This is a genomic window from Tessaracoccus defluvii (genome assembly GCF_014489575.1).
Classification (GTDB): Bacteria; Actinomycetota; Actinomycetes; order Propionibacteriales; family Propionibacteriaceae; genus Arachnia; species Arachnia defluvii.
On sequence record NZ_CP060789.1, the window covers coordinates 1,427,229 to 1,446,969 of the forward strand.

Below are 19,741 nucleotides of genomic sequence, written 5' to 3' on the forward strand. Positions count from 1 at the left end.
CGTCCGCCGTCAGCGACGCGCCAGCCTGGCGCGCTGCACCGCCTTCGGGCCGAAACGCAGCACCGCCCGGTCGATGGCGCTCTCCGCCTCCTCCCAGCCGCGCGCGGGCTCGTCCAGTGCCGGCTGCCGGTAGGTGCCGGACTTCAGGACCAGCTTCTCGGCCCGGACGCCGACCCGGCGCACCCGCGCCCGCTGCAGGTTCAGCCTGGTGAACAGCCGCACCGCCTCCGCGTACAGATCGTTGGTGCGATCCGTCCAGGCGGGCAGGGTCCCCGTCCTGGTGATGGTGGTGAAATCGGCGAACCGCACCGACAGCGTCACCGTCCGGGTGACCATCCCCTGTGCCCGCATCCTGGCCGCGGTCCGGTCTGCCATGCGCAGGATCTCGGTGCGCACCACCGCCTCGTCGTCCGTGTCCTGGCCGAACGTCTCCTGTGAGCCGACGCTGTGTTCCGCGGGTTCGCGGGCCAGCACCGAGCGGTCGTCACGCCCCCACGCCAGGTCGAACAGCAGCGCCCCCTGGTTGTCGCCCATGGCCCGCTGCAGCGTGGCGCGGGGGGTGGCGGCCAGGTCACGGACCGTGGTGAGCCCGAGCCGGTGCAGCCGCTCTGCGGTGACCTCCCCGACACCCCAGATCGCCTCGACGGGCAGCGGGTGCAGGAAGTCGATCACCTCGGCGTCGACCACCCGCACCAGCCCGTCTGGCTTGGCCTGCTTCGAGGCCAGCTTCGCGATGAACTTGCTCGGCCCGATGCCGACGGAGCAGGCCACACCCTGCTCGTCTGTCACCTGCACCCGCAGCCGCTCCCCGATCTCCACCGGGTCTCCGCCGAGGCGGCGCAGCGCGCTGGTCAGGTCGATGAACGCCTCGTCGATGGAGGCCATCTCCACCCGGTCGGTCAGCGCCTCGAAGATCTCCCGGATGCCGGCCGAGACGGCCGAGTAGTGGTCGAAGTCGGGGTGGACCACCGCGACCTGCGGGCACATCCGCCTGGCCCGGCTCGACGGCATGCCAGCCGTGATCCCGTACCTGCGGGCCGGATAGTTGGCGGACAGCACCACACCGCGGGTGGAGCCGCCGACGAACATCGGCACCTGCCGCAGCTCCGGGTTGCGTGCCATCTCCACCGACGCGTAGAAGGCGTCCATGTCCACGTGGGCGATCACCCGCATCGGTCACCTCCCTGAACTTCCCGGGCTGGAATGCCACAGCTTGCGTGGGGCCTCCGCCGCTCCCGTGCCGGCCGGCTTGATGTCGGAGTACGGCGACTGCTTGAAGCCGCTGGCGTGCACCAGCACCCGCCGTCTGCCCATCCCGCCGGCGCGGCTCTTCGGGTCCGGCGGCGGCTCGAAGCCCTCCGGCGGCGGCTCGGTGGCGGCGTCGTCGGCCTGCTCCGCCGCGGGATCGTGCGCGGGGGTGCCCCTCGGGACCCATTCGCCGACCAGCGAGTAGCCGACGGGGACCTCGTCGAGGATCGCGGTGACCGCCGCCAACGCCTCGGCCTCGGTGGCGCCCGCCGTCAGCGCCGACCGCCAGGCCTCGTCGAGGGCCCCGAGGTCCCAGGCTCCGGTGGCCCGGATCGACAGGCCTCGCGGCCCTGTGCGTCGGATCCTGCCTCGGACGAGCAGCATCCAGGAGTCGAACACCGTCGAGGCGTAGGGACCCTGGACGTCCTCGAAGAAGGTGGTGTCGACGGGGCCGGTCGAGTCGTCGAGGGTGAGGAAGATGACGCGCCGGCCGGAGCGCACCGGCGGGGTCTGCGTCGCGACCTTCACCCCGGCCACCAGCACCTCCGAGCCGTTGCGGTGCTGCAGCAGCGTCCGCGAACTGGCGGCGCCGATGGCCCGCAGCAGCGGCAGGTAGCGGCCCATGATGTGGCTGCTGGCGTCCAGGCCGAGGATCTCCAGTTCTGCCTTGAGCCGCTCGTCCTCGTCCATCTCCGGCAGCCCGGTGGCGACGACGTCGCCGGTCGGCTCGTCGGCCTCGGCGCCGAAGTCGAGGGCCGCCTGCACGGCCTGGGCGGCGACCACCCCGGTGCGGCGCTGCGCGCGGGCCAGCTCGGCCGGGTCGTCGCTCAGGACCTGGGGACGGCGCCCCTTGGCCCGCGCTGCGACCCGCTCGTCGGCCCGGCGGGCGCGGTGCAGGTCGGCCAGGGCGAGCAGCAGGTCGCGGCGGGTCACCTGCCCGCGCCGGCGGACCGGGGCGTGACGCCCGATCCGGTAGAGCCGGTCGAACGCGCCGGCCAGGATCAGCCGTTCGACGACGGGTTCGGCGACCCGGCCGCGGCCCCAGAAGTCGCTGAGGGAGTCGTACGGCTGCCCGGCGACGATGCGCTCGATCTCGGCCGCGGCGATGCCCTTGACGTCGGCCAGGGACAGCCGGATCCCCCAGCCCTCGACCTGGGGCAGGCCGTCGAGGACGGGCGCGCCACCGCCCATGGCGAGGTGTTCGGGCAGCGTGAGACCCTCGTCGCCATCGGTCAGCCGCTCGGCACGGTACGTGCCGGTACTGGCGTTGACGTCGAGGCCGAGCACGGCGATGTTCATCCGCCGCGCCTCCTCCAGCAGCAGCCGCTTCGGATACATGCCGGGATCGTGGGTGAGGACGCCGGCCAGGAAGTGGGCCGGGTGGTACCGCTTCAGCCAGGCCGACTGGTAGGTGGGCAGCGCGAACGCGGCCGCGTGCGCCTTGCAGAACCCGAACGACGCGAACGACTCGAGGATGAACCAGATCCGCTGCGTCGTCGTCTCGTCGTAGCCGGCGGCCTCGGCACGCTCGTGGAACCATCGCCGCACCCGCTCCTGTCTCTCCCGGTCGCCCAGCGCGCGGCGCACCTCGTCGCCCTGTGCCAGGCTGCAGCCGGTGACGGCGGAGATGATCATGATGATCTGCTCGTGGAAGACGACGACGCCGCGGGTCTGTTCGAGTGCGGGGATCAGGCTGTCGTGCAGATACTCGGGTTCGGTCCATCCCTGCCGCGCCTCCAGGAACGGGGTGACCATGTCGGACTTCACCGGCCCTGGCCGGAAGAGGGAGATGTCGACGATGATGTCCTCGAAGTTCTCCGGGCCGAACTTGCCGACCAGTTCCCGTTGCCCCGGCGACTCGATCTGGAAACAGCCGAGCGTGGCGCGGTGGGCGATCATGTCGTAGACGCCCGCGTCGTCGAACGGGGCGAGCGCGTCGATGTCCGGCGCAGGCTCCTCCGGCACGGTGCGGGCGATCTCGTCGAGGGCGTGGGCCATGGCCGACTGCATCCGGATGCCCAGCACGTCGAGCTTGAGCAGCCCGAGATCCTCGACGTCGTCCTTGTCGAACTGGCTCATCGGATAGCCGCCGAAGCTGGCCTCCAACGGGGTCCTCTCCTGGAGCGACAGGTCGCTGAGGATCACGCCGCAGGGGTGCAGCGCGATGTGTCGCGGCAGCCCGTCGAGGGATTCGACCAGGTTGAACAGCACGTCGAGGCGTTCCTCGCCGAGGCCGGCCGCGCGGAGCTCCGGCAGGTCCCGCAGCGCGGCCCTTGCGTCGCGGGCCCGGATGTGCGGGAACGCCTTCGCCATGGCGTCGACCTCGACGGGCGGCAGGCTGAGAGCGGCCCCCACGTCGCGGACGGCGTGCCGGACGCGGTAGGTCTCCACCATCGCGACGCACGCGACCCGCCGTCCGCCGAAGGTGGCGAGGATCTTGTCGTAGACCTCGGTGCGGCGGGCCGACTCGACGTCGAGGTCGATGTCGGGCAGCGCCTGCCGCAGCGGCGACAGGAACCGCTCCATGATCAGCCCGTAGCGGATGGGATCCACACCGGAGACGCCGAGCGCGTAGTTGACGAGGCTGCCCGCACCGGAGCCGCGGGCCGCGCAGCGGATGCCGAGGTCGCGGACCAGGCCGACGACGTCGGCCACCGTCAGGAAATAGGACTCGAATCCGAGCCGACCGATCACGTCGAGTTCGTCGTCGAGGCGGTCGAGCACGTCGCTGCCGGGGACCCCGTAGCGTTCGATCAGGCCGGCCTCGCAGCGCTGCCGCAGCACGCCGGGCGCCTCGGCCATCGTCGTGCCCAGCACCTCGAACTCGGGCAGCCGGATCTCGCCCAGCCCGATGTCGCCGATCGGGTCGAGGCGGCAGCGCCCGGCCAGGTCCGCGGTCGTGGCGAGCAGATCGTCGGCGTCGCGGCGGCCGGTGAGCAGGCAGGCCTCCTCGGCTGCGCGCCGCATGGCCTCGCCGTCCTTGAGGTGCCCCTCCGCGTTGCGACGGTCGATGTTGCGCAGGTCGAGCGGGACCAGTCGGCGGGCCGCATCGAGCACGTCGACGGTGGCGGCCTGCTCGCGGCGCGCCATCCGCACCGCGTTGGTGAGGACGACCGGCACCCCCGTCTCGTCGCCCAGCCGGATCAGGCCCGCGGCCTGGTGCGCGGAGGCGACCCCGCGGCCACCCGTGTGGTGGTTGGTGGCTGCCAGCACCACGCCCTCGCCCAGTTCGTCGCGCCAGGTGGCGAGCCGCTCCGCGGCCAGGTCGGGGCGGCCAGCAGCCAGCGCCTCGCCCACCTCGGAGTCGGCGCCGAGCAGCACGACCGTGTCCCGGCCGGCGCAGTGGCGCCCGACCAGTTCGCGGACCAGGACCGGCTCGGACCGCTCCCCCGTCAGCTGGGCGGCGGTGATCAGCCCGCAGAGCGCGCCCCAGCCCGCCCGCGAGGTGGCGAGTGTGACGATCCGTGGCAGCCGGTCGTCGCGGAGCTGCCCGCCGCGGGCCGCGGTGGGCCGGCTCTGGGGACGCCAGCCGTCCGGGGAGACCGCCAGGTCGGCGCCGACGATCGGGGCGATCCCCGCCTGCAGGCAGGCCTTGGCGAACCGGACGGCGCCGTAGAGGCCGCCGCGGTCGGTGATCGCCAGCGCCTCCATGTCGTGCCGGGCCGCCTCCGCCACCAGCGCGGCCGGATGCGAGGCCCCGTACTGGAAGGAGTAGCCGGACGCGACCCGCAGATGCGTGAAGGGCGTCATCAGCCGGCCTCCCCCGCCACGTCCCGCTCCCGCAGGCGCAGCCAGCGGGCGGACTCCAGCAGGAACTGTTGCGCGTCGCGCACCAGGTCGGCGGCCTCACGCTCCCCGACGACGCCGCGCACCCCGGCCTCCGCCGCGAGGGCCCGCGGGGCGATGGCGGCGAAGTAGCCGCCCCATTCGCCCAGCTCCGGGGCAGCGGCGACGAGCAGGGTCCACACGTCGGCACGACCGCGGCCGCGGCGGGGGGAGGCCGTCACCACGGCGAGCGCCACCTGTTCTGCGCACCGGTACGCGCCGGAGAAGCGTTCGATGGGGAGGTCGGCGATGTCCGCCTCGACGACGAGCCGTCGGGCGTGGCTGAGGTCGATCATCAGTCGAGCACCGCCTGCAGCACCCAGTCCTCGGAGTCGACGGTGCGGGCCAGTTCGTAGACGCCGCGCTGGCGTCCGTTGCCGGCCTCGACCCGCCAGATCTCCCGCTCTCCCAGCAGGTCACCCTCGGCGGCGGCGATCTCCTCGCCGCGGGCAGCGCGGACGCGGGGCCCCGTCCACCACGGGGCGGCCCGGTTCCAGCGGCCCTGGACCTCCTTGACCAGCAGCAGCCGGTCGCGCCAGATGAACTGCCGCGGCTGGTCCGTGAACAGCACGTGGATGGGTTCGTCGTAGGTACGCATGGCCGCCTCCCGGGGATCGCACAACATTTCGGTTAGGTTCGACCCGGGAGCCCCGCCCCGGCGTGGGGGTCGAATCCACGCCGGGCCGGGGCGGCCCATCATCCGTGCCTGTTCAACCAGAGCTTCCCCGAACTAATCGAACAGGCGTTCGGATGGATACCACTATAGGCGCTCCCTCCGACGAAACGTCAACCCCCGGGCGACCACTATCCTGTGCGCCATGGTGATCATCCGTGGGGCGGGTCTGGCCGGACTCGCGGCCGCCGCCCGCCTGGCGCGACTCGGCCATGAGGTGACCCTCGCGACGGGGGGAACGCCGCTGGGCGATGCCTACGCACCCGGCGTTCCGACCAATCCCGATCCACTCGGAACCATCACGCTCCCCGCGGCCTGGCGGGATCTGTTCAAGAAGTCCGGCGGGCACCTGACGACCGAGCTGAACCGCGCCCACCTCACCCTCGTCGAGGCCGATCCTGTCGCCGTCGACCTTGGAGAGGGGGACCTGCTGCGGCTGCCCGCCGAGCGCGGTGCCCAGTTCCGCGCCATCGGCGAGCGTCTCGGCGAGGCGGAGGCCGCCCGCTGGCGCGACCTGATCGATTCCCTGGACGACGCCTGGATCGTCTTCCGACGACACGCGCTCGAGGGGACGACCCCCGTCACGACGCCCGGGCAGCGGGCCGCGCTCCTGCTGGACGTGTCCGCCGGCGACCTGGCCGACCGCGTGCATCCCGCACTCGGACGCCTCGTCGTGGACGCCGCCGGCACCCCGGGGGCACCGGGCGTCGAGGCGCTTCCGCTGGCCGTCGAGCGCACGTTCGGGCGGTGGCGGCTGGTCGCCGCGGACGGCACAGCACGCCCCGGCACGTCGCTGGTGGGGCTGTTGACGACGCGGCTGGCCGAACGCGGGGTGCAGCTGGCCGACGAGCCGCCCGGGCCCGTGGACATCGACTGCGTGCCCGCCGGGCCGGTGGGGCGGGCGCACGACGCAGCGGCCTGGCTGGCACGGACGCCGATCGCGGGCGCCGACGGCAGGCTGCGGGCCTCGGCGGCCTCACCGGCGGGAACCCAGCCGTGGGCCGAACTCGGCAGCGCCGCGCTCGCCGTCTACGCACTGCATGAGCGGCTCACGGGCGAGGACTGTCGTCCGACCAACGTCGACTTCCGGCTGCCGAGACTCCCCCAGGGATAGGCCCGGCCGTCCGCGCTGCGGCGGACCTGGTCGATGGATTCTGCGCTGACAAGCACCGATACCTAGAGCCTGTTCGCTTGTAGCGAACGGATGTTCGAGACACCCCAGCAAGAGTTTCCCGACCATTCCCCAGAAAAAGTGTCAGACCCCCTCTGTTGAATAGACGGTATGGACGGCACCGCAGCAGCCAGGATCGAGGAGCTCATCGAGCACCTCGAAGTTTCCCTGGCCGCGCTGCGTTCAGAGAGCCGCAACGACACCCTCACCCTGATCGACCGGATCGAATCCGTCACCGGGAAACTGAACGGCACCCGCCTCGCTCTCATCCATCAGGCCACGCTCACCAGCGCCGCCGGAGACGAACTCGACCACCGCCTCCACAACAGCAACCGGGCCACGATCAGACAGGTCCGCGGCGACATCCGCCTCGCCAGAGAACTCGAATCCCGCTACCCACTCCTGTTGGAGGCGCTGCGTGACGGACAGTTGTCCGAGCAGCAGGCCCGCGCGATCATGACCGGACTCAACCCCCTCCAACTCACCGAGACCCAATCCGTCCACTGCCAAACCGAACTCATCGGCTACGCCACCCAATTCGACCCCAGCGAACTCCTCGCCCTGGCCACCCGAATGACCGAAGTCATCGACCCCGACCACGCCCCTCGGCCGAGTCATACGCCCACACCGGGGAGCGCCCAAGCGCGGCAGCGAAGAGAGCCGACGCCCTGGCCAGGCTCTGCACCGTCGCCGCGAACAGCGGCCAACTCCCCGCACACGGCGGAGACCGACCCCACGTGATCGTCACCCTCGACTACGACACCCTGCTCACCGGCCTCGGCACAGCCAGCTACCTCGACGATGGATCTCGGCTCTCCGCAAGAGAGGCGCGGCGCCTCGCCTGCGACGCCGACCTGATTCCCATGGTCCTCGGGGCGGCAGTCGGCCGCTCGATGTCGGCCGGTCGCGCCGGTACTTCACCAAGTCGATCAGCACCGCACTCGCCATCCGGGACCGCGGCTGCGCCTTCCCCGGCTGCGACGCACCGCCCTCGGCCTGCGACAGGCACCACACCCAGCCCTGGAAAGCAGGAGGCATCACCAGCCTCGCCCTCGGAGTCCTCCTGTGTTGCTACCACCACCGCCTCGCAGAACCCGACCCGCTGAAACCGGCAGAGATGCAGTGGCAGATCCACTTCGACAACAACGGGTTCCCGCGGTTCACCCCGCCGAAGTTCGTGGATCCGAGCCGACGGCCTCGTCAGCACCACCGGTACCGGCTCCACGGGAGAACTCTGCCCACAACCAGTCAGGACCACCCACCGGGCCACTTCCCGATCGACGACCTCCCCATGTCCCCCGCCTGGGCCTCCCCGGACGAGTAGGACTGCGACCAGCGGGACGCCCCTTCGAGACGGTTGCTCGTACCTCGCAACCTCCTCAGGGAACGAACTCCCGACGAGCGACCTCCGAGGACCGGCCCTTCGACACGGCCGCAAGCGGCCGGCTCAGGGAACGAGAATCCTGAGGAGCGAGCGCCTCGAAGGATGGTTCCTGAGGAGCGAGCGCCTGCGCGAGCGTCTCGAATGGATGGTTCCTGAGGAGCGAGCGCCTGCGCGAGCGTCTCGAATGGATGGTTCCTGAGGAGCGAGCGCCTGCGCGAGCGTCTCGAAGGACGACAAGCTCAGGGAACCCGCGTCTCGAAGGATGGTTCCTGAGGAGCGAGCGCCTGCGCGAGCGTCTCGAAGGACGCCCATGTCAGCTGCACTACCACAGACCCGGGGATGACGTTTCGGCTCAGAGATAGCACACTAGGAGCGTGCCCCCCGAACTTCTCGTTCTGTCCATCGTGATCATCGTGGCCCTGGCCTTCGATTTCACCAACGGCTTCCACGACACCGGCAACGCCATGGCTACCACCATCGCCACCGGTGCACTCTCGCCGAAAGCGGCTGTCACGCTCTCGGCAGTGTTGAACCTCGTGGGCGCTTTCCTGTCGGTCGAGGTCGCCCTCACCGTGACCAACGCCGTGGTCAACATCCAGGATTCCACCGGCGCCCCACGCCCAGAGCTGATCGCCGACGGCGGGGAACTGCTCCTCATGATCATCCTCGCGGGCCTCGTGGGAGCCATCCTGTGGAATCTGCTCACCTGGCTCTTCGGGCTCCCGTCGAGTTCCTCGCACGCCCTGTTCGGCGGACTCGTCGGCGCGACGATGGCAGGCCTCGGGGCCGGCGGCGTCAAGTGGGTGGGTGACGGAACGAAGCTCGACGGCGTCGTCGGCAAGGTCATCCTTCCGGCGCTCCTGTCACCGACGATCGCGATCCTGGTGGCTGCCGTGGGCACGTGGCTGGTCTTCCGGATCACCAGCAGAGTCGCCGACAAGTACCGCGAATCAGGCTTCCGCTGGGGCCAGATCGGCTCCGCTTCGCTCGTCTCGCTGGCCCACGGAACCAACGATGCCCAGAAGACGATGGGTGTGATCACCCTGGCGCTCATCGCCACCGGTCACTGGACCGATCTTCACGGCGTCCCGTTCTGGGTCAAGCTCGCGTGCGCCCTGGCGATCGCGCTGGGCACCTACATCGGCGGCTGGCGCATCATCCGCACCCTCGGCAAGGGACTGGTCGAGATCACCTCCCCGCAGGGCATGGCGGCAGAGGCTTCGTCCGCGGCCGTCATCCTGACCTCGAGCCAGATGGGCTTCGCCCTGTCAACCACCCACGTCGCCACCGGCTCGATCCTCGGCTCGGGCGTCGGCAAGCCTGGCGCGAAGGTCAACTGGGGCGTCGCCGGCCGGATGCTTCTGGCATGGGGAATCACTCTCCCCGCCGCCGGCCTCGCAGGCGCACTGATGTTCTGGCTCGGCAGCCTCATCGGAGGGCTGGCCGGCCCCTTGGTCGTATTCGCCATCCTGTTGGCCCTCTCCGGCTGGATGTACGCACACTCGCGGCGTACCCGCGTCGACTCCCGCAACGTCAACGACGAGTGGGTCGAGGACGTCACCCAGCGAACACTGCCCACCCCGACCGAGTCCAAGAAGGCAGGTAGCAGGCGATGAACATCATCTCGCTCGCCCTCGAAGGGGCACTCCAGGTCCTGATCTTCGGGCTCATCCTCGGCGCCGGCCTGCCCGCGGTCTTCGCGCTCGGCATCCGGGCGCTGTCCTTCGGCACCCACGACGAGGACGAGGCCGCCAACGACCACAAGCCGCACCCGGTGGCCAAGGTGATCGCCGGGTTCTGCTTCGCCGTGGTCATCCTCGGCATCGTCGCGGGCGTCGGCACGATCGTCGCCCACGGCCTCGGTGTGAGCATCGGCTTCGACGGTATCCTCCCCACCTTCACTGCGCGCTGACCCGACCCGCGCTCCCTCACCTCTCCCCAGATTCTGACCCCGCGCGACTTGGCGGTATGATGAATTCCTCAAACCAGGAGGAACGTGGACAGGTACTCGGAGGCACAACGCCCGCTCTACGAGGTCAAGGCGAACCTGTTCAAGGGGCTCTCACACCCTCTGCGGGTCAGAATCCTGGAGGTCCTCTCCGCCGCTGAGGAGGTACCGGTCGCCGACCTGCTCGCCGACACGGGCCTGGAGGCTTCGCACCTCTCACAGCATCTGGCGGTGCTGCGACGCCATCACCTCGTCTCCTCTACCCGACGCGGCAGCCTCGTCTACTACCGGCTCACCCATCCCGAGATAGCCGAACTGCTCCGCGTCTCCCGACGTCTCCTCGGCGAGGTGCTGCGGTCGACCCAGGAACAGCTGAGTTCCACCGTCGACCTGCCGGCCCTCCCCGGCGACGGCGCGGCGTCGTGAGCAGCCTGGCGCGCTTCACCGACCTGCTCCCCTCTCGCAGCGACTACCGCGGCCTGAAGCAGAGTTGGCGAGGTGATGTCCTCGCGGGTGTGACCGTCGGCATCGTCGCCCTCCCGCTGGCGCTGGCCTTCGGAGTCAGCTCGGGCGCCGGAGCCGAGGCAGGCCTCGTGACGGCGATCGTCGCCGGGGTGGTGGCCGCGATCTTCGGCGGCTCGAACGTCCAGGTGTCCGGACCCACGGGCGCCATGGTCGTGGTGTTGGGCCCCGTCATCGCCGTCCACGGAACCGCCGCTCTGGGCGTCGTGTGTCTGCTGGCTGGCGCCATGGTGCTGCTGGCGGGCCTGCTGCGCCTGGGAAGGGCCGTCACCTACATCCCCTGGCCCGTGATCGAGGGCTTCACCCTCGGCATCGCCGTCATCATCTTCCTGCAGCAGGTACCGGGGGCACTCGGCTCCGCCGGTCACAGCACCAATGCGCTCATCGCCGCTGGCGAGTCCATCGCCGGCGCGGACTGGAGCAGTGCCTGGGTGCCGCTGTTCCTCGCCGCACTGGTCGCCGCCATCATGGTGGCGATGCAGCGCTTCGCGCCGGCGATCCCTGGCTCCATCGTCGGGATCGTCGTCGCGACCGCCGTCGTCACGCTGGGCGGGCTGGACGTCGCGACGATCGGCACGCTGCCCGATGCACTGCCCTCCCCCACCCTCCCGTGGGCCGCGCCGGCCACATGGTTGGCTCTGCTCGGCCCGGCGTTCACGGTCGCGGCATTGGCTGCCATCGAGTCGCTGCTGTCGGCCCGGGTGGCTGAGTCGATGTCCGACACCGGGCCCTACCACGCGGACCGCGAACTAGTCGGTCAGGGCCTCGCCTCGATCGCCGCCGGCTTCTTCGGAGGCATGCCCGCGACCGGAGCCATCGCCCGCACCGCTGTGGGGATCAGGGCCGGGGCCCGCACCCGGGTCGCCGCGCTCGTGCACGCCCTGATGCTCGTGGTCGTCGTGTATGCGGCCAGCGGCCTGGTCGCGACGATCCCGCTCGCGGCCCTGTCCGGCGTTCTGATGGTGACGGCGGTCAAGATGGTGCCGCACCGCAGCCTTCCCGTGCTCCTGACGTCGTCGCGGTCGACGGCGGCGATCTTCTGCGTGACGGCGCTCGTGACGATCAGCGTCGACCTCATCTACGCCGTCGGCATCGGCATCCTCGCGGCCGCCTTCTTCGCCCTGCGCGCCCTCGCCAGGATGAGCGGCGTGCAACGGCAGCGGATCCCCGGCCCGGGGCTGGCAGGAGACGAGCGGATCGCGCTGTTCCGGCTCGACGGCGCACTCTTCTTCGGCGCCGCGGAGCGCGTGGTGGCGGGCGTCTCCGACATCGCGGACGTGCAGGTCGTCATCCTGCGCATGTCCCAGGTGCAGTTCCTCGACGCCACCGGCGCGCAGGTCCTCACGGACCTTGTCACCTCGCTGGAGCGGCGCGGGATCACGGTGCTGATCAAGGGGATCCGCCCCGAGCACCTGCGCATCGCCACGAGGGTGGGCGTCATCGCCTCGCTGCGCCACGACGGCCACCTCTTCGACCACCTGTACGAGGCGGTCGTGCACGCCAGGGCCCACATCACCAGCACCGCAGCCTGCGCCGTGACCGTCTGAGCCGGCGTCGGCGGGCACGCACCCCGCCGGCGCCTCCCCGAGGGGAAACGCAAGGAGACCCGGTCATGTCTGACCGGGTCTCTTTCGTAGCCCCGACGGGATTCGAACCCGCGCTACCGCCTTGAGAGGGCGGCGTGCTAGGCCGCTACACAACGGGGCCCTAGCGAGTGGAGAGCGTATCACTCTCCGCAGGGGTACCAGGACTCGAACCTGAACTAACGGAACCAGAAACCGTCGGGCTGCCAATTACCCCATACCCCTGTGCTACCGGTTTCCCGGGCACGAAGAAGAACAGTACACCATGTCCCCCGGGGGCCGCAAAACGGGCTCAGGGCGTTGTCGTGGGCAGGCGGAACAGTCTGGATCCGACGATCCAGGCGACGATTCCGAACAGCGCGTAGCCCGCGATGTTCCAGGCCGCCTCGCCCCAGCTGATCTCCGTGACGGCCTTCAGCTGGGAGATGGACATGGTGAACATGGCGTACCCGTAGGCCCCCAGATTGTTGACGATGTGCGCTGCGATCCCGGCCTCGAGCCCACCCGTGACGACCACCAGGGTGCCCGCGACGAGCCCGAACGCGAACCGGTGCGCGAAGAGTGCCGGGTTCTGCACGCCGTGCAGCAGCGCGAACAGAAGCGAGGAACCGACCACACCGATCCACTGCCTGCCGCTGGCGGCGCCGATGGCCTGCAGCACGAAGCCACGGAAGAAGACCTCCTCCGCCGCGGCCTGCAGGGGCGCGCTGACGGCGAGCAGGAACGCGAAGGTGATCCAGCCCTCCTGCCCCGCGCCGAAGGTGGGCATGCCGGTCACCAGGTAGCTCAGCCACAGGGCGCCGTTCAGGACGACGACGGCCACGACCAGGCACACCAGCAGGTAGCGCCACCGGATCCCGGGCTGAACGGAGGCGAGCCAGCGGGGCCGGACCCCGATCAGGTAGCGCACGATCAGGATCGAGACGGGGATGAGCATCGCCAGGCCCAGGTGGCTGGAGAACGGGCCGATGGGCAGCTCGTAGGCCGACGCCGCCGCCACATACTCGTCCCAGTCGCCGCCCGAGATGAGGTGCCCCACGCGGATCACGAGCTGCGCGACGACGGGCACCACGAGCGCGAAGCCGCTGAACCCCAGCAGGAGCGCGAACAGGGAGACCACGGGCGAGAGCCCTGGCCGGCGCAGCGCCAGCCCGTACCCGACCCCGGACGGCGCGTCCTGCGCCGGGCCGAACGCGTCGAGGACCGTGGGCTGACTCACGCGTCAGCCACGGGGTTGCTGAGCGTCCCCAGACCCTCGATCTCGACGTGGACGACGTCGCCCGGTTCCATCGCACCGACGCCGGCGGGCGTGCCCGTGAGGATGATGTCGCCGGGAAGCAGGGTGGTGAAGGCCGAGATGTAGCTGACGAGCTCGGCGATGCCGCGCACCATCTGTGACGTCGAGCCGGACTGGCGGACCTCGTCACCCAGGCGCGTCTCGAGGTGCAGCCGCTCGGCTTCCTCGATGCTCAGATGCGTGTTGATCCAGGGTCCGAGCGGGAGGAACGTGTCGGATCCCTTCGCCCGCGCCCACTGCCCGTCGGAGCTCTGCCAGTCGCGGGCGGTGACGTCGTTGGCGGCGGTGTAGCCGAAGATGACCTCGGGGACCCGATCGACCGGCACCAGCTTGCAGATGCGCTTGATGACGATCGCCAGCTCACCCTCGAAGTGCAGGTCCTCGCACCCCTCGGGCCGCAGGATCGTCTCCCCGGGGCCGATCACGGACGTGTTCGGCTTGAAGAACAGCAGCGGCTTCAGCGGGACGTCGCCGCCCATCTCGGCCGCATGGTCGGCGTAGTTCTTACCGACGGCGACGATCTTGGACCGCGGGATCACCGGGGCCAGCAGGCGGACGTCGTCCAGGTCGTGCCGCTCCCCCGTGAAGTTCACGGCGGCCCCGGTGAGGGGGTCGCCCGTGAGCGTCGAGATGGTGTCCGGGTGGTCCTGGCCGTCGACGGCCAGTTCGATGATGCCGTAGGCGGGATCCTGTCCGGCCACGGCGAAACGTGCGATGCGCATGGCCGCCAGCGTAGTCGCCCGCGCGCCGCGGGCAGGTACTCAGTCGTCCAGGTGCGTCATGATCCCGTACGCCAGCGCGTCGGACAGCGCCTCCCAGGAGGCCTCGATGACGTTGGTGCCCACGCCGACGGTCGTCCACGTCTCGCCGCCGAAGGAGGTGTCGATCAGGGTCCGGACCGTGGCATCGGTGCCGTGGCCGTCGTCGAGGATGCGGACCTTGTAGTCGGTCAGCTCGAACTCAGCCACCGCGGGGAACGCGGGGATCAGCGCGGCCCGCAGCGCCGCGTCGAGGGCGTTGACGGGGCCGTTGCCCTCACCGACCACCATCTGCCGTGCGTCCTTGGCGGTGAGCTTGACGGTCGCCTCGGAGATGTTGTCGCCGACCCTTTCCTCGGTGAACACCCGCCACGACTCCACCAGGAACGGCAGGTCGAGGATGCCGAGCTGATCGCGCAGGAGCATCTCGAAGCTCGCGTCGGCGGACTCGTACGAGTACCCCTCCGCCTCACGCCCTTGACGACCTCGGTGACGCGGGCGGCGAGCTCACGGTCGTTGAGGTCGAACCCGAGCTGCTCACCCTTGATCTGGATGTTGGCCCGACCGGCCATGTCGGAGATGAGCATCCGCATGTCGTTGCCGACCAGCGCAGGATCGATGTGCTGGTAGAGGTTCTCGTCGACCTTGATCGCCGAGGCGTGCAGGCCCGCCTTGTGGGCGAAGCTGGACTGACCGACGTAGGGCTGGCGCCCGAGCAGCGGCTGGTGGGCGACCAGCGCGATCGCGTGCGCCACCCGCGTGAGGTCGGCCAGCTGCCCGGGGGCAGGATGTCCCAGCCGTACTTCAGCTGCAGATTGGGGATCAGCGCGGACAGGTCGGCGTTGCCGGTGCGCTCGCCGTAGCCGTTGAAGGTGCCCTGCACGTGCATGACGCCAGCCTCGACGGCGGCGAGGGTGTTGGCGACGGCGCACGCCGTGTCGTTGTGGGCGTGCACGCCGAGCTGGGCGCCCGTCGCGGCCGCGGCGGCGACGATCCCGCCGATCCAGCTGGGCAGCATGCCGCCGTTCGTGTCGCACAGGACGACGACCTCGGCGCCGGCCTCGTGCGCGGTCCGGACCACCTGGATCGCGTAGTCGGGGTTGGCGCGGTAGCCGTCGAAGAAGTGCTCTGCGTCGACGAAGACGCGCCGCCCCTGCGACCGCAGGAAGGTCACCGTGTCGCTGATCATCGCGAGGTTCTCCTCGAGCGTGGTCCGCAGCGCCCGCTCGACGTGGTCCGCGTGCGACTTCGCGACGATGGCGATGTACTCGGTGTCCGCCTCCACGAGGGCGCGCGTGAGGGCATCCTCGGAGGCCTTCCCGCCTGCCTTGCGGGTGGCGCCGAACGCGACCAGCTTCGAGCGCTGGAGGCCGATGCCCTTCGCCAGCTGGAAGAACTCCGTGTCGGCGGGGTTTGCGCCGGGCCAGCCGCCCTCGATGAAGGTGACGCCCAGTTCGTCGAGGTAGCCGGCGATCCGGAGTTTGTCCGTGACCGACAGGTGCAGCCCCTCCTGCTGCGCGCCGTCGCGCAGCGAGGTGTCGAACACGTGGAACTCTGCGGGTTGCAGGGGCAGCGTCGGCATTGGCACTCCAGATCGATGGGCGAAACTCACCGCACAATACGCCGCCACGAGGGTCGGAAACGTCTCAGCCAATGGACGGACACCTGAGACGTTCGGTGGTGGCCGACGGCGTTCGCGTAGGGTTCCCGCCATGACTTCAGCCAGGATTGCCGTCATCGGCGGCGACGGAATCGGCCCGGAGGTGACCGCGGAGGCCCTCAAGGCGCTGACCGCCGTCGCCGGGCAGGACGTGTTCGACTTCGTGCACTACGACCTCGGCGCCGAGCGCTGGCAGCGCACGGGCGAGGTGCTCCCCGACTCCGTCCTCGAGGAGCTCAAGGGCGTCGACGCCATCGTGCTCGGCGCCGTCGGCGCAGCCCCCGGCTCCAAGGCAATCCCCAGCGGCCTGCTCGAGCGCGGCCTGCTGCTGAAGCTGCGCTTCGCGTTCGACCACGCCATCAACCTGCGCCCCTCGAAGCTGTACCCCGGCGTCCCCACCCCGCTCGACCAGCGGATCGTCGCCGGGCGCGACGTCGACTTCGTCGTCGTGCGCGAGGGCACCGAGGGCCTCTACTGCGGCAACGGTGGGGCGGTGCGCGTCGGCACCCCGCACGAGCTGGCCACCGAGGTCTCCGTCAACACCGCCTACGGTGTCGAGCGCGTCGTCCGTGACGCCTACCGGCGTGCGCAGGCCCGCCGCCGCCACATCACCCTGCTGCACAAGCACAACGTGCTCGTGAACGCGGGCTCGCTCTGGAACCGCATCTTCAATGAGGTGGGCGAGGAGTTCCCGGAGGTCGAGCGCCGCTACCTGCACATCGACGCCGCCATGATCGCGCTGGTCGTCGACCCGGCCCAGTTCGACGTGATCGTCACCGACAACCTGTTCGGCGACATCGTCACCGACCTTGCCGCCGCCGTCACCGGCGGCATCGGCCTGGCCGCCTCGGCCAACATCAACCCCACCGGCGAGTTCCCGTCGATGTTCGAGCCCGTGCACGGCTCGGCACCGGACATCGCGGGCAAGGGCATCGCCGATCCGACCGCGGCCATCTCGTCGATGGCGCTGCTGCTCGACCACCTCGGCCGGCCCGAGCTGGCTGCCCGGATCGACGGCGCCGTCAGCGAGGACATCGCAGCCCGCGGCGCTGAGAAGCTCGGCACCGTCGAGATCGGCGACAGGATCGCCGCCCGCCTGGCCTGAGCCCGAGGGTCAGGGCGTCAGGCTCTCCTGGCGCCCTGTCCCGTACTGGCGGTTGTACTGCTCCTGCACGTTGTCCGCCCCGTGGCCTTCCACGGGTTCCTTGTCACCCGGCAGGTCGATCGTGGAGCCGACGGCGTCGGGCATCAGGCCCGGAATGATCGGGTATCTCTCCTGGAGCCCGTCAGGATGTCGTCGTCGGTGCGGTAGGCACGGACGAGACCGCTGTCGAGGGCCTGCCGCACCTCCTGCGTCGTCATCCCGTTCGCCTGGGCGATGTACTCGATCTGGGCAGGGCTCACGCCCGCCGCGTTCGCCGTCACCGCGGGGTTTCCGCTGGTCATCGCTGCGACGGCGGCGAGCCGGCCCCCCAGCGAGTGGCCCGCGTAGATGACCTGATCCTGCAGATGGCTGCCGCTGATCGCCTGCGCGATCCGCATCGCCATCTCTGACTGTGGCCCCATGCCGGTGCCGCCGGGCAGATTCTCCTGCAGGAGGTCCCGCTGCTCCGGGTCCTCGAAGTCGGTGCCCTCGAACAGGACGACGTAGTTGCCGTCGGCGTCGCGGTAGACGTGCGCACGGAAGCCGTTGCCCTCGTCGGCGAGCATGTCGGGGGTCAGGCCCAGCTGGGCGAGGGTCTCCGCATCGGTGACCTCGGAGTAGCCGTCGGGCACGTCGCCCGCCATCAGATCGACGAGGCTGCCGTCACGCGGATCGGGTGCGGTCCCCAGCATCGAGTCAGCGATCGAACCGTCGTGGACGCCGTAGCCGGTGCCCGGGTCCATGCCGGTCTCGAGCGCGATGCCGGCCCGTTCCATGGTCTGGCCGAGCTGCCGGATCTGGCCGAGGTAGCCGGAGCCCTGCTGGGCGACATCGCGCATCAGCTGCGCGATGACCTGCATCTCGGTGGCGAGGAACTCCACGACCCAGGCGATGAACCGGGCGAGGATGGTGGCGATGATGGCCCCGCTGACGATGAATCCGAGGGGAGGAAGGCGAACCCGAGGGCCACCTTCAGCCAGAACAGGTTGGGGATCGCGGCGCGCACGATCTCCTCGATCACGTTGACGAGGATCGCCACCACCATCTTCCGGGCCTGGCCCGTGTTGGCTGCCACCCCCTCGACGCTGGGTCCGATGACGTCGACGAGCGCCTCCGCAGCCCGCATGCAGGCCTCCTGGATGGTGGCGTACTCGCCGTAGGCGTCGGCTGCGTCGCCGACCCAGCCCGGCGCCATGCGGGTGCTGTCATCGATGCGGTCCGCATGGGATCCGAGGTTGGTGGCGAGCGCCTCCATCGCCGACCGGAACGCACGGATCGCGTCCGGGTCACCGGTCAGCTTCTCGAGAGCGTCGTCGAAAGGAGGGAAGTAGCTGATCAGGGTAGCCGCGAGGAATCCCAGGCCGGTGGCGACCATCTCCTGGACGGCGACGGGCACGTTGAGCCAGTCGAGGGCCGTCGGCATGAGCACGGAGGCGACGTTTCCGCCGGCGAACGCGTCCCCGCCGCGGCCTGCGCCGTCACCGAGGATCGACTTGGCGGTCCGCCAGTGCCCGCGCGGTGTGATGTCGACCGGGGACGGCCCCGACTGCGACCCGCCCGCCCCGCCGCGGCCGGCGATCCGGTTGGCGAACTCGGTGGCCTGTTCCTCGGAGTTCTCGTAGGAGGCGGCGGAGTACGCCAGCCCGGCCCCCATCCGGCCGACGGCTTCGCCGGAACGGTCGAGGAAGCAGCGGACCCCGTCGGTGGTGAAGGGAAACGCGTTCGTCGCGGGGGGCGCGAGCAGTGCGCCGAAGGCGTGTGTCGACGGCGGGATGACCCGGCCGCTCAGCGAGGCCAGGACCCCGGCCTCCGAGCTGACCGCACGCCCCATGGCGTCGATCTGGCCGGGGTTCCAGCTGGTGGGATCCGCCATGTCAGCTGCCGTCCTGGTCGAGCAGCGCGTCGATCTGGCGCCGCAGGTCGTCGTGGGCGGCCGCGATCGCCGCCGCGAGGAGGTCGTTGACCACCTCGACCGGCGCGGAACCGAGGAAGCTGCTCACCCGCGCCTCGAGGAGCTGCCCAAGCGAGCCGACACGGATCATGACCGCGTCGTCGTCGCCCGCGCGCCCGACGCCGTCAAGCTCGGCCACCTTGGCCGAGACCGACTCCGCGGCGGCGAAACGCGACCGCAGCCGCGCATTGACCTGTGCGAGGACGACGGCGGGCGGAGCGTCCCCGTCGATACCGGAAGGGAACGAGAAGCGGCCCGGGCCGAGGCCGCGGGAGGCCGGCGGAACCGCCTCCACCGGAAGATCCACCACCGTCACGCCGTCGACGGCGCCACCAACGAGCACGGCGCGGGACAGTTCGACGAGATGACTCCCCCACTGGGCCGCGGGCAGCAGACGCGGGTCGAGCAGTCGGAGCGCGAGCAGTCTACCGTCAGCGTCGACATCAGCCTCGGCCGTCTGACTGCCCGCCCTGCGCGGCGGCGACAGTCGGCGCAGCGCCTGCGCCTCCAGTCGCAGCGAGCGGGCCGCCTCCATCAGCCGCGCGGCGGCGGGAAGGTCCGGGTGCGTGGTCATGCC

The 19,741-nt window shown here is 70.5% G+C and carries 19 protein-coding genes, 2 tRNA genes and 2 pseudogenes; 8 read left to right on the top strand and 15 right to left on the bottom strand.

Features of this window, described 5'->3' with window-relative positions; genetic code table 11:
- Positions 1-9 precede the first annotated feature (9 nt).
- From dinB to H9L22_RS06895, 4 genes are read right to left on the bottom strand one after another with little or no spacing between them, the layout of a single operon-like run.
- Positions 10-1,173 carry a DNA polymerase IV gene (dinB, locus tag H9L22_RS06880; protein WP_187722131.1) on the bottom strand — a complete coding sequence of 388 codons (1,164 nt, stop codon included), beginning with the start codon at positions 1,171-1,173 and terminating at the stop codon, positions 10-12.
- A gap of 3 nt (positions 1,174-1,176) precedes the next feature.
- Positions 1,177-4,998, bottom strand: coding sequence for a DNA polymerase III subunit alpha (locus H9L22_RS06885; protein WP_226966178.1), 3,822 nt, complete (start codon positions 4,996-4,998; stop codon positions 1,177-1,179).
- Positions 4,998-5,369 carry an SAV_6107 family HEPN domain-containing protein gene (locus H9L22_RS06890; RefSeq protein ID WP_187722132.1) on the bottom strand — a complete coding sequence of 124 codons (372 nt, stop codon included), beginning with the start codon at positions 5,367-5,369 and terminating at the stop codon, positions 4,998-5,000. Before H9L22_RS06890 ends, H9L22_RS06885 begins: the two co-directional genes overlap by 1 nt.
- Positions 5,369-5,671 (bottom strand): DUF6504 family protein, encoded by a 303-nt coding sequence (locus tag H9L22_RS06895; protein ID WP_226966179.1) that lies wholly within the window; start codon positions 5,669-5,671, stop codon positions 5,369-5,371. Before H9L22_RS06895 ends, H9L22_RS06890 begins: the two co-directional genes overlap by 1 nt.
- A gap of 220 nt (positions 5,672-5,891) precedes the next feature.
- Here H9L22_RS06895 and H9L22_RS06900 point away from each other — a divergent pair, with 220 nt between their 5' ends.
- The 7 genes from H9L22_RS06900 (at position 5,892) to H9L22_RS06925 (ending at position 12,318) form a co-directional block, all read left to right on the top strand.
- Positions 5,892-6,860: an FAD-binding protein gene (locus tag H9L22_RS06900; protein ID WP_187722133.1), complete on the top strand. Its 969-nt coding sequence runs from the start codon at positions 5,892-5,894 to the stop codon at positions 6,858-6,860.
- Between the two features lie 168 nt (positions 6,861-7,028).
- Complete coding sequence (locus H9L22_RS06905; RefSeq protein WP_187722134.1) at positions 7,029-7,658, top strand: DUF222 domain-containing protein; 630 nt, start codon at positions 7,029-7,031, stop codon at positions 7,656-7,658.
- Positions 7,586-8,023 carry a DUF222 domain-containing protein gene (locus H9L22_RS20395; protein ID WP_226966286.1) on the top strand — a complete coding sequence of 146 codons (438 nt, stop codon included), beginning with the start codon at positions 7,586-7,588 and terminating at the stop codon, positions 8,021-8,023. Before H9L22_RS06905 ends, H9L22_RS20395 begins: the two co-directional genes overlap by 73 nt.
- A gap of 652 nt (positions 8,024-8,675) precedes the next feature.
- The gene (locus H9L22_RS06910; RefSeq protein WP_187722135.1) at positions 8,676-9,917 is read left to right on the top strand and encodes an inorganic phosphate transporter; all 1,242 of its coding nucleotides are present in this window, start codon (positions 8,676-8,678) and stop codon (positions 9,915-9,917) included.
- The gene (locus H9L22_RS06915; RefSeq protein WP_187722136.1) at positions 9,914-10,213 is read left to right on the top strand and encodes a hypothetical protein; all 300 of its coding nucleotides are present in this window, start codon (positions 9,914-9,916) and stop codon (positions 10,211-10,213) included. The genes H9L22_RS06910 and H9L22_RS06915 overlap by 4 nt, the downstream gene beginning before the upstream one ends.
- Positions 10,214-10,297: 84 nt before the next feature.
- The gene (locus H9L22_RS06920) at positions 10,298-10,675 is read left to right on the top strand and encodes an ArsR/SmtB family transcription factor (RefSeq protein WP_187722137.1); all 378 of its coding nucleotides are present in this window, start codon (positions 10,298-10,300) and stop codon (positions 10,673-10,675) included.
- The gene (locus H9L22_RS06925) at positions 10,672-12,318 is read left to right on the top strand and encodes a SulP family inorganic anion transporter (protein WP_226966180.1); all 1,647 of its coding nucleotides are present in this window, start codon (positions 10,672-10,674) and stop codon (positions 12,316-12,318) included. The genes H9L22_RS06920 and H9L22_RS06925 overlap by 4 nt, the downstream gene beginning before the upstream one ends.
- Before the next feature lie 87 nt (positions 12,319-12,405).
- On the opposite strand, the gene H9L22_RS06930 is transcribed toward H9L22_RS06925, so the two are convergent.
- The 7 genes and pseudogenes from H9L22_RS06930 to H9L22_RS20405 all read right to left on the bottom strand — a co-directional run.
- Positions 12,406-12,478 (bottom strand) — tRNA-Glu (locus H9L22_RS06930).
- Positions 12,479-12,507: 29 nt separating this feature from the next.
- A tRNA-Gln gene (locus H9L22_RS06935) sits at positions 12,508-12,579 on the bottom strand.
- 67 nt (positions 12,580-12,646) lie between these two features.
- The gene (locus H9L22_RS06940; protein WP_187722138.1) at positions 12,647-13,573 is read right to left on the bottom strand and encodes a CPBP family intramembrane glutamic endopeptidase; all 927 of its coding nucleotides are present in this window, start codon (positions 13,571-13,573) and stop codon (positions 12,647-12,649) included.
- Positions 13,570-14,373 (bottom strand): fumarylacetoacetate hydrolase family protein, encoded by an 804-nt coding sequence (locus H9L22_RS06945; RefSeq protein WP_187722139.1) that lies wholly within the window; start codon positions 14,371-14,373, stop codon positions 13,570-13,572. The genes H9L22_RS06940 and H9L22_RS06945 overlap by 4 nt, the downstream gene beginning before the upstream one ends.
- 39 nt (positions 14,374-14,412) lie before the next feature.
- Positions 14,413-14,835: an alpha-isopropylmalate synthase regulatory domain-containing protein gene (locus tag H9L22_RS20060; protein WP_320060602.1), complete on the bottom strand. Its 423-nt coding sequence runs from the start codon at positions 14,833-14,835 to the stop codon at positions 14,413-14,415.
- 116 nt (positions 14,836-14,951) lie between these two features.
- A pseudogene (locus H9L22_RS20400) lies at positions 14,952-15,341 on the bottom strand (homocitrate synthase/isopropylmalate synthase family protein); the annotation flags it as partial.
- Positions 15,278-16,147, bottom strand: a pseudogene (locus H9L22_RS20405) (hypothetical protein); the annotation flags it as partial. The pseudogenes H9L22_RS20405 and H9L22_RS20400, both read right to left, overlap by 64 nt.
- Here H9L22_RS20405 and H9L22_RS06955 point away from each other — a divergent pair.
- The gene (locus H9L22_RS06955; RefSeq protein ID WP_187722140.1) at positions 16,122-17,174 is read left to right on the top strand and encodes a 3-isopropylmalate dehydrogenase; all 1,053 of its coding nucleotides are present in this window, start codon (positions 16,122-16,124) and stop codon (positions 17,172-17,174) included. The pseudogene H9L22_RS20405 and the gene H9L22_RS06955 overlap by 26 nt on opposite strands.
- Positions 17,175-17,183: 9 nt before the next feature.
- On the opposite strand, the gene H9L22_RS19660 is transcribed toward H9L22_RS06955, so the two are convergent.
- From H9L22_RS19660 to H9L22_RS06970, 4 genes are read right to left on the bottom strand one after another with little or no spacing between them, the layout of a single operon-like run.
- Positions 17,184-17,318 (bottom strand): hypothetical protein, encoded by a 135-nt coding sequence (locus H9L22_RS19660; RefSeq protein WP_264292570.1) that lies wholly within the window; start codon positions 17,316-17,318, stop codon positions 17,184-17,186.
- Positions 17,318-18,094: a hypothetical protein gene (locus H9L22_RS06960; RefSeq protein WP_187722141.1), complete on the bottom strand. Its 777-nt coding sequence runs from the start codon at positions 18,092-18,094 to the stop codon at positions 17,318-17,320. Before H9L22_RS06960 ends, H9L22_RS19660 begins: the two co-directional genes overlap by 1 nt.
- Positions 18,052-19,086: a WXG100 family type VII secretion target gene (locus H9L22_RS06965; protein ID WP_187722142.1), complete on the bottom strand. Its 1,035-nt coding sequence runs from the start codon at positions 19,084-19,086 to the stop codon at positions 18,052-18,054. The genes H9L22_RS06960 and H9L22_RS06965 overlap by 43 nt, the downstream gene beginning before the upstream one ends.
- Before the next feature lies 1 nt (position 19,087).
- Entirely contained in the window at positions 19,088-19,738 is a 651-nt protein-coding gene (locus H9L22_RS06970) for a hypothetical protein (RefSeq protein ID WP_187722143.1), read from the bottom strand.
- Positions 19,739-19,741 lie beyond the last annotated feature (3 nt).